The 7,456-nt window shown below is 65.5% G+C and carries 7 protein-coding genes; 5 read left to right on the top strand and 2 right to left on the bottom strand.

The genetic code is table 11. From position 1 onward, the window contains the following. Positions 1-15 precede the first annotated feature (15 nt). From xerD to AC1DU6_RS14620, 3 genes are all read left to right on the top strand, one after another. Positions 16-903 (top strand): site-specific tyrosine recombinase XerD, encoded by an 888-nt coding sequence (gene xerD / locus AC1DU6_RS14630; RefSeq protein ID WP_477857932.1) that lies wholly within the window; start codon positions 16-18, stop codon positions 901-903. 157 nt (positions 904-1,060) lie between these two features. Next, on the top strand, positions 1,061-3,430 hold the full coding sequence (locus AC1DU6_RS14625; protein WP_477857930.1) for a TonB-dependent receptor plug domain-containing protein: 2,370 nt from the start codon (positions 1,061-1,063) through the stop codon (positions 3,428-3,430). Between the two features lie 24 nt (positions 3,431-3,454). Next, positions 3,455-4,057: a MarC family protein gene (locus AC1DU6_RS14620; protein WP_056201623.1), complete on the top strand. Its 603-nt coding sequence runs from the start codon at positions 3,455-3,457 to the stop codon at positions 4,055-4,057. Between the two features lie 24 nt (positions 4,058-4,081). Here the strand turns inward: AC1DU6_RS14620 and AC1DU6_RS14615 are convergent, their stop codons facing one another. Both AC1DU6_RS14615 and AC1DU6_RS14610 read right to left on the bottom strand, forming a co-directional pair. Further along, a complete protein-coding gene (locus AC1DU6_RS14615; RefSeq protein WP_200946909.1) occupies positions 4,082-4,231 on the bottom strand; it encodes a hypothetical protein in 150 nt (49 codons plus the stop codon). 35 nt (positions 4,232-4,266) lie between these two features. After that, positions 4,267-4,818, bottom strand: a complete 552-nt coding sequence (locus AC1DU6_RS14610; protein ID WP_056201626.1) for a GNAT family N-acetyltransferase — start codon at positions 4,816-4,818, stop codon at positions 4,267-4,269. A gap of 278 nt (positions 4,819-5,096) precedes the next feature. On the opposite strand from AC1DU6_RS14610, the gene aceA reads away from it, so the two are divergent. Next, on the top strand, positions 5,097-6,395 hold the full coding sequence (aceA, locus tag AC1DU6_RS14605; RefSeq protein WP_477857927.1) for an isocitrate lyase: 1,299 nt from the start codon (positions 5,097-5,099) through the stop codon (positions 6,393-6,395). Between the two features lie 118 nt (positions 6,396-6,513). Continuing rightward, positions 6,514-7,377 (top strand): hypothetical protein, encoded by an 864-nt coding sequence (locus AC1DU6_RS14600; protein WP_477857925.1) that lies wholly within the window; start codon positions 6,514-6,516, stop codon positions 7,375-7,377. Positions 7,378-7,456: the final 79 nt, after the last annotated feature.

Here is a 7,456-nt window from a genome sequence, read left to right as displayed (position 1 = left end):
AACTCACTGAGCTACATGGGTGCTAAGTTCGCTGATCCGGCGATAGAGGCCTTCATCGAAGCGCTCTGGCTGGAAGACGGCCTGAGCGCCAACACGCAGGCGGCCTACCGGCGCGACTTGAGTGCGCTGGCGGCCTGGCTGGCGCCCGCCTCGCTGGACGCTTGCACCGAGCTCAAACTGTTCGAGTACGCGGCCGCCAAGCCGGCCGGCAAAGCCACCAGCGCGAACCGGCGGCTGTCGGTCTTCAAGCGCTATTTCCGCTGGGCGCTGCGCGAGGGCCGCGTCCAGGCCGACCCGACGCTCAAGCTGACGACGGCCAAGCAGCCGCTGCGCGTACCCAAGCTGCTCAGCGAGGCCCAGGTCAGCGCGCTGCTGGATGCGCCGGACGTCGACACGCCGCTGGGCCTGCGCGACCGCGCGATGCTGGAGCTGATGTATGCCAGCGGCCTGCGCGTGAGCGAACTCGTCACGCTCAAGAGCGCCCATGTCGCCTTCAAGGATGCGGTGCTGCACGTCACGGGCAAGGGCAGCAAGGCCCGCCTCGTGCCCTTTGGCGAGCACGCAAGGGACTGGATGACGCGCTATCTGCGCGAGGCCCGCGCCGAGATCCTGGCCGGCCAGAGCAGCGACGACCTCTTCGTGACCGCCCGCGGCGCCGGCATGACGCGGCAGATGTTCTGGACCCTGATCAAGCGACACGCGCTGGCGGCCGGCATCACCGTGCCGCTGTCGCCGCACACGCTGCGCCACGCCTTTGCCACGCATCTGCTCAATCATGGTGCGGATCTGCGTGCCGTGCAGTTGCTTCTGGGGCATGCCGACCTGTCGACGACGCAGATCTACACCCATGTGGCGCGGGAGCGCCTCAAAGCCTTGCACGCCGAGCACCATCCGCGGGGCTGAGCGCGGCGGCCTCTCGTTTTCCCGCCCTCGGGTTGCACCGAAGCTTCGTTCGTTTCGTTGGTTTCAAACCTGTCGGCGGGCCACAACACCCACCTTCACGGGCCTGTTACGAGGGGCAAACTCCGCCGCCATCACAAATCGATCACGGAGTCCTTCCATGCACGCCACCCGCCTGCTGCCAACCGCGCTTGCCGCCATCACCCTCTTTGCCACCGCCTCAGCCCTGGCCCAGGAAGCCAGCAACCTCGAGCGCGTGACAGTCATCGGCTCCCGCAAGAGCCTGCCCGCCGCGTCCAGCACCGACACGCTGGTGCCTGTCGACATCTATTCGATGAGCAAGATCACCGAGGGCGGGGGTCAATTCGATCTGGCGCAGACGCTGCAATACCTGTCGCCGTCCTTCAACTCGACGCGCCAGACCGGCGCTGACGGTGCCGACCTGATCGACTCGGCGGCCCTGCGTGGCCTGGGCTCGGACCAGACCCTGGTGCTCGTCAACGGCAAGCGCCGCCACACCGTGGCGCTGGTCAACTTGTTCGGCGCGCGCAACCGCGGCGCGACGGGCACGGACATGAATGCCTTGCCGCTGCTGGCCATCGACAACGTGCAGGTGCTGCGTGACGGCGCGGCGGCCCAGTACGGCTCTGACGCCATTGCCGGCGTCGTCAACATCCAGCTGAAGAAGAAGGCCGGCTGCGAGGCCGTGGCGGGCTATGGCCAGTACTCGGCGGGCGACGGCAAGAACTACCTCGCCTCTGCCTACTGCGGCATCAAGCTCGGCGACGGCTCGCTGGGCATCACCGGCGAATGGCAGGACCGTGGCCGTTCCAACCGCAACGACCCCAACGACGAGAACGTCGGCCCCCGCACCATTGGCGACACCGCGGTCACGAACAAGACGGTCTATCTGAACGGCGAGTTCCCGCTGGCGGCCGAGAACAAGCTCTACGTCACCGCCGGTGCGCAGAACCGCGATGCGTCGTCCGGCGCCTGGGCGCGCGGCGGCGTCGGCTCAAGCGACGTGCCGTCGCGCAACTCCGCCGCGATGTACCCTGACGGCTTCGTGCCCTTCATCAACGGCAAGATCGAGGACCGGTATGTCAGCGTCGGCTGGAAGTCGACCTTCGCCGGCTGGGACACCGACCTGTCGCAGACCTATGGCTCCAACAAGATGCGCTACAACATCAGCAACACGCTGAACGCATCCATCGCCAACAAGGATCTGCTGGCCGGCGGCAAGGGCATCAGCCCGTCCAGCTTCGACGCCGGCGGCTTCGGCTTCAGCCAGGCGACGACCAACTTTGACGTCAGCCGCTTCTTCCCAGACCTGCTCGGGGGCAGCAACATCGCCTTCGGCGCCGAGTACCGCAAAGAGAAGTACGACATCGTCGCTGGCGAACTGGGCTCGTACCAGGACGCCGACGGCCTGAACTTCGGCGGCATCGCCGGCAGCCAGGGCTTCCCGGGCTTTCAGCCGGTCGACATGACCAACCGCAGCCGCAACAGCCAGGCGCTGTATGCCGATTGGGAAGCCAGCTTCACGCCCAGCCTGACAGTGGACGCAGCCATCCGTGCCGAGCACTACAGCGACTTCGGCTCCGAGACCACCGCCAAGCTGGCGGCCAGCTACAAGCTCGGCAAGGAAGTGCTGCTGCGCGGCGCGGCCAGCACGGGCTTCCGCGCCCCCAGTCTGCAGCAGCTCTACTTCTCGTCTACCTTCACCGACTTCATCAGCGGCGAGCCCGTGCAGGTGAAGCTGGCTCCGAACGGCAGCGCCATCCCGCTGGCCGCGGGTGTGCCACCGCTGAAGCAGGAGAAGTCCAAGAACTTCACGCTCGGTCTCACCGTCAAGCCGAGCGCCGACACCGCGCTCACTGTAGACCTCTACCAGATCAACATCCGAGACCGCATCGTGCTGTCCGGCCGCTTCACGGCCAGCAACTACCCGCCGCTGGCACCGCTGTTGAACAGCCAGGGTGTCGAGCAGACGGCCTTCTTCGTCAACTCCATCAACACGCGCACCCGCGGCCTGGACCTGACGGCGTCCAACCGCATGAAGCTGGGCGCGGGTCAACTCAGCACTTTCCTGGCGCTGAACATCAGCCGCACGACGGTGACGGCCATCCACGCGCCGGCAGCGCTGAAGGGGTACGAGGATGTGCTGCTGTCGACGCGCGAGCGCCTCTTCATCGAGGAGGCCGGCCCGCGGGCCAAGGGCACGCTGGGCTTCGAGTACGCCCAGGGCGCCTGGACGGGTGAGGCCAAGATCATCCACTTCGGCAAGCAGACGCAGGGCGCTTTCACCGAAGGCATGACGCTGAACTACAAGCCCAAGACCTCGATGGACCTGGGCGCCACCTGGCAGGCCACGCCGGCGCTGAAGCTCAGCATCGGTGGCAACAACGTCTTCAACGTGAAGCCGTCGCGCCAGGACCCGTTCGAGACCGACAACGGCTTCTACTACGACAGCGTGCAGTTCGGCCTGAATGGCGCGTCCTACTACGCGCGGGCCTACTACCGCTTCTGAGTCGCTCGCTGACAATCCGGGCGGATGGACCACAGCTTCCTCTCCGCCCTGATCCTGTTGCTGCTGGTGCTCGACCCGCTCGGCAGCCTGCCCGTGTTCATTCCCATCATGCGTGCGGTGCCCAAGGAGCGCCGCACGCGGGTGGCGTTGCGCGAGGTGGGCATCGCCTTCTGCGTGCTGTTTGCCTTCATGTTCCTGGGCGAGGGCTTCCTGCGCGTGATGCACCTGTCGGAGCGCTCGCTCGAGGTGGCTGGCGGCGTGATTCTGGTGATCATCGCCATCCGCATGATCTTCGGCAGCTCGGGCGAATCGGCCTATGGCCTGGAGCCCGGCAAGGAGCCGCTGATCTTTCCGCTGGCCGTGCCGCTGCTGGCTGGGCCATCGGCCATGGCCACGGTGTTGCTGCTGGCGTCCCGCCAGCCTGACCGCATTTACGAGTGGATTGGTGCGCTCAGCGCGGCCCTGCTGGTCTCGGGCCTGGTGCTCGTGCTGGCGGACCGCATCCGCAAGCTGCTGGGCGACTCGGTGGTCTCGGCCATCGAGAAGCTGATGGGCCTGGTGTTGACGGCCATCGCCGTCGAGATGGTGCTGGCCGGCCTGAAGCGCTACTTCGTCGGCGGTTTGTAGCCGCTGGCCGGCCAGCGGCCGGCCTTACTTGTTCTTGAGCTTGGCTTCCTTGCCCTTGGGCAGCACGGCCGTCATCGGTGGCACCGGGCGATCCGAGCCCGCCGCCTTGCCGGGGCCCGTGTCCTTCTTGGGTTTCTTCGTCATCTTGTTGCCGCGTTGTTCGGTGTTGGCCATAGGTCCTCCGTGCAGAGTGATTGCGAGAAACCGAACTATGCCTCAGCGTCGTAGCGTGTTTTAGCTGGGCTGGCCGCCCATTGCGCCGCGGTGATGTCGTAGCGCCTGCAATCCATGTCATACCAGCGGCCGTTGCCGGTGAAGGTCATGCCCAGGCGCTCCATGACGGTGGAGGAGGGCGTGTTCTCGGGCTGGCAGACGGCGCAGATCAACTCCGGCTTGAGCGTCTTGAACGCCCAGCCGACCATGTGGCGGGCTGCTTCGCTGGCATAGCCCACGCCCCAGGCATCCTGGCGCAGCCGCCAGCCGGTCTCCAGCGGCCCCGCCGGATCACGGTTCAGGTGCTGGATGCAGCCGGTGCCGATCAGGTCGCCGTTGTCCTGGCGGATGAAACCCCACCAGGAATAGCCGAACTCGGCCCAGCGGGCCTTCACGCGGTCGATCATGGACTGCGTGTCTTCCGGCGTGTCAGGCCGGCCGGTGATGTAGCGCATGACGACGGGGTCGCTGTTCAGGCGGTACAGGGCCTCGAAATGGCTGTCGTTCAGCGGCTCAAGGCGCAGCCGAGGGGTGACTAGAAGGGTCATGGCACGCAGCCTGAGTGGGTCATGGTTGGACGCATTCTGAAGTGGTGCGTTCTCACGATTCGAAAGTCACTTTTCAAATCGTGAAAAGCGACCATGGTGCGCTGCCGCAATATTTCTCATTATGGTGAATGGCATTTCTTGATTTGAAAAATAAAACATAAGTCATTGTTTTTAAATGACAAAGTTTTTCGTCTTATATAAGACTAGCGGCTTCACAAGGCCAGGTCCAAGGCCTAGTCTTGCACCATCGGTTTTCGATGTTCAGCAAGGAGCTTTTCATGACCCGCCTCACCCGTGACCAACAGATCGCCGCCCTGGAAAAAGACTGGGCCGAGAACCCCCGTTGGAAGGGCATCACCCGCGGCTACAGCGCCGCCGACGTCGTGCGCCTGCGCGGCTCCGTCGAGATCGAACACACGCTGGCCAAGCGCGGAGCCGAGAAGCTCTGGGGCTTGGTGAACACCGAGCCTTTCGTCAATGCCCTGGGCGCCCTGACCGGCAACCAGGCCATGCAGCAGGTCAAGGCCGGCCTGAAGGCCATCTACCTGTCCGGCTGGCAGGTCGCCGGTGACGCCAACAGCAATGGCGAGATGTATCCCGACCAGTCGCTGTATTCGGTGGACTCGGTGCCCAAGGTCGTCAAGAAGATCAACGCCACCTTCCAGCGCGCCGACCAGATCCAGTGGAGCGAAGGCAAGGACGACATCGACTTCTTCGCCCCCATCGTGGCCGACGCCGAAGCAGGCTTTGGCGGCGTGCTGAACGCCTTCGAGCTGATGAAGGCCATGATCGAAGCCGGCGCCGCCGGCGTCCATTTCGAAGACCAACTGGCCAGCGCCAAGAAGTGCGGCCACATGGGCGGCAAGGTGCTCGTGCCAACCCGTGAAGCCGTGGCCAAGCTCGTCGCCGCCCGCCTGGCTGCCGACGTCATGGGCACGCCCACGCTGCTGGTCGCCCGTACCGACGCCGAAGCCGGCGACCTCGTCACCGCCGACATCGACGACAACGACAAGCCGTTCTGCACCGGCGAGCGCACCGTCGAAGGCTTCTACCGTACCCGCAACGGCCTGGACCAGGCCATCAGCCGCGGCCTGGCGTACGCGCCCTATGCCGACCTGATCTGGTGCGAGACCGGCAAGCCCGACCTGGCCTTCGCCAAGGCCTTCGCCGACGCCATCCATGCCAAGTTCCCTGGCAAGCTGCTGGCCTACAACTGCTCGCCGAGCTTCAACTGGAAGAAGAACCTGGACGACGCGACCATCGCCAAGTTCCAGCGCGAACTGGGTGCCCTGGGGTACAAGTTCCAGTTCATCACGCTGGCCGGCTTCCATAGCCTGAACTACTCGATGTTCGAACTGGCCCATGGCTACGCCCGTCACCAGATGAGCGCTTTCGTCGAGCTTCAAGAGAAGGAATTCGCCGCCGCCGAGAAGGGCTTCACCGCTGTCAAGCACCAGCGCGAAGTCGGCACCGGCTACTTCGACGCCGTCACGACGACCATCGAGGCCAACGCCTCGACGGCCGCCCTGAAGGGCTCGACGGAAGACGAGCAGTTCTTCGACGCCAAGCACGGTTAAATCAGTCGGCTTCAACTCCTGACTTTTGTGGCCCGCTTCGGCGGGCCTTTTTTATGGCGTTGTGAGTGTTTGCCCGGTCGTCACGGTCGTGTCATATTCATGTCAAACACTCGTGGCCATGAACAACACAACGACAACAACAAAGTTCAGCCTCGCACATCGTCTGGGCACCTGGGTCGGCCGGCGACGCGAGGCCCGATTCCGCCAGGCGCTGCGCCGCCAGTGCCCGCCGGCCACGCTGGCGGCCGAGCAGATCCCGCCCGAGGTCCGCGCTGCATGGATGCGGCAAGCCCCCAATGACTTCCCTGGCCTTGCCGTCGATGAGGCGGCCTGGCTGCGCTGCTCCACAGGCCTGGCCCAGTTCTTCGAGGCCTGCCGGCTGCAGCAGGCTCAGGGCCCCTGCGCCTTGCCCAGCAGGGCGGCGGATTCGGTGTGGCATGTCTGGCTGCAAACGGATGCTGGCGGGCTGGCTGCCTGGCAGCAACGCTACTTCGGCCAGTATGTCGAACATCGCGAAGCCGAGGCATTGGGCGCGCCTCTGGATGAATGCCTTGCCCGCGCCTGGGCCGGCGCCTGCCGCAGCGAAGGGCGCAGCCCGATCGCGCAGCGGCTGCCCTTCCTGTTCGCGCTCGACGGCCTGATGCGCCTGCCCACCGGCTGGGCCTATGGTCATGAGCGCGGTGTGCTGGTGCACCGCCAGATCGACGGCTTTGGTCAGTTCAGCGGCAGCTCGACGGCTCATGCCGCTGTCGGTGCTGCCGGCTTGGCGGGCCTGGGGCTGCTCAGTGCCTCAGAGGCCCAGGCGATGCAGCGCCGCCGTGATGACAGCGGCAGCGGCGATGGCGGCTTCAGCTGGGGCTACAGCTTCAGCGATGGCGGCAGCAGCGACTGTGGCAGYAGCGATGGCGGTGGTGCCAGCTGTGACGGCGGTGGCGGTAGCAGCTGCGGCGGCTCGGGCTGCGGAGGCGGCGGAGGCAGTTAGGGAAGCGCTGAACAAGTCCCTCGCGCGCAGCGCATCCCTGCTTTGGGCGGTCTGCGGCGTTGCAAATGCTCGCCATAGC

It is taken from the genome of Roseateles sp. P5_B10, assembly GCF_056400485.1.
The sequence above is the reverse complement of the archived record's forward strand: the minus strand, read 5'-3'. Positions and strand labels throughout refer to the sequence as shown.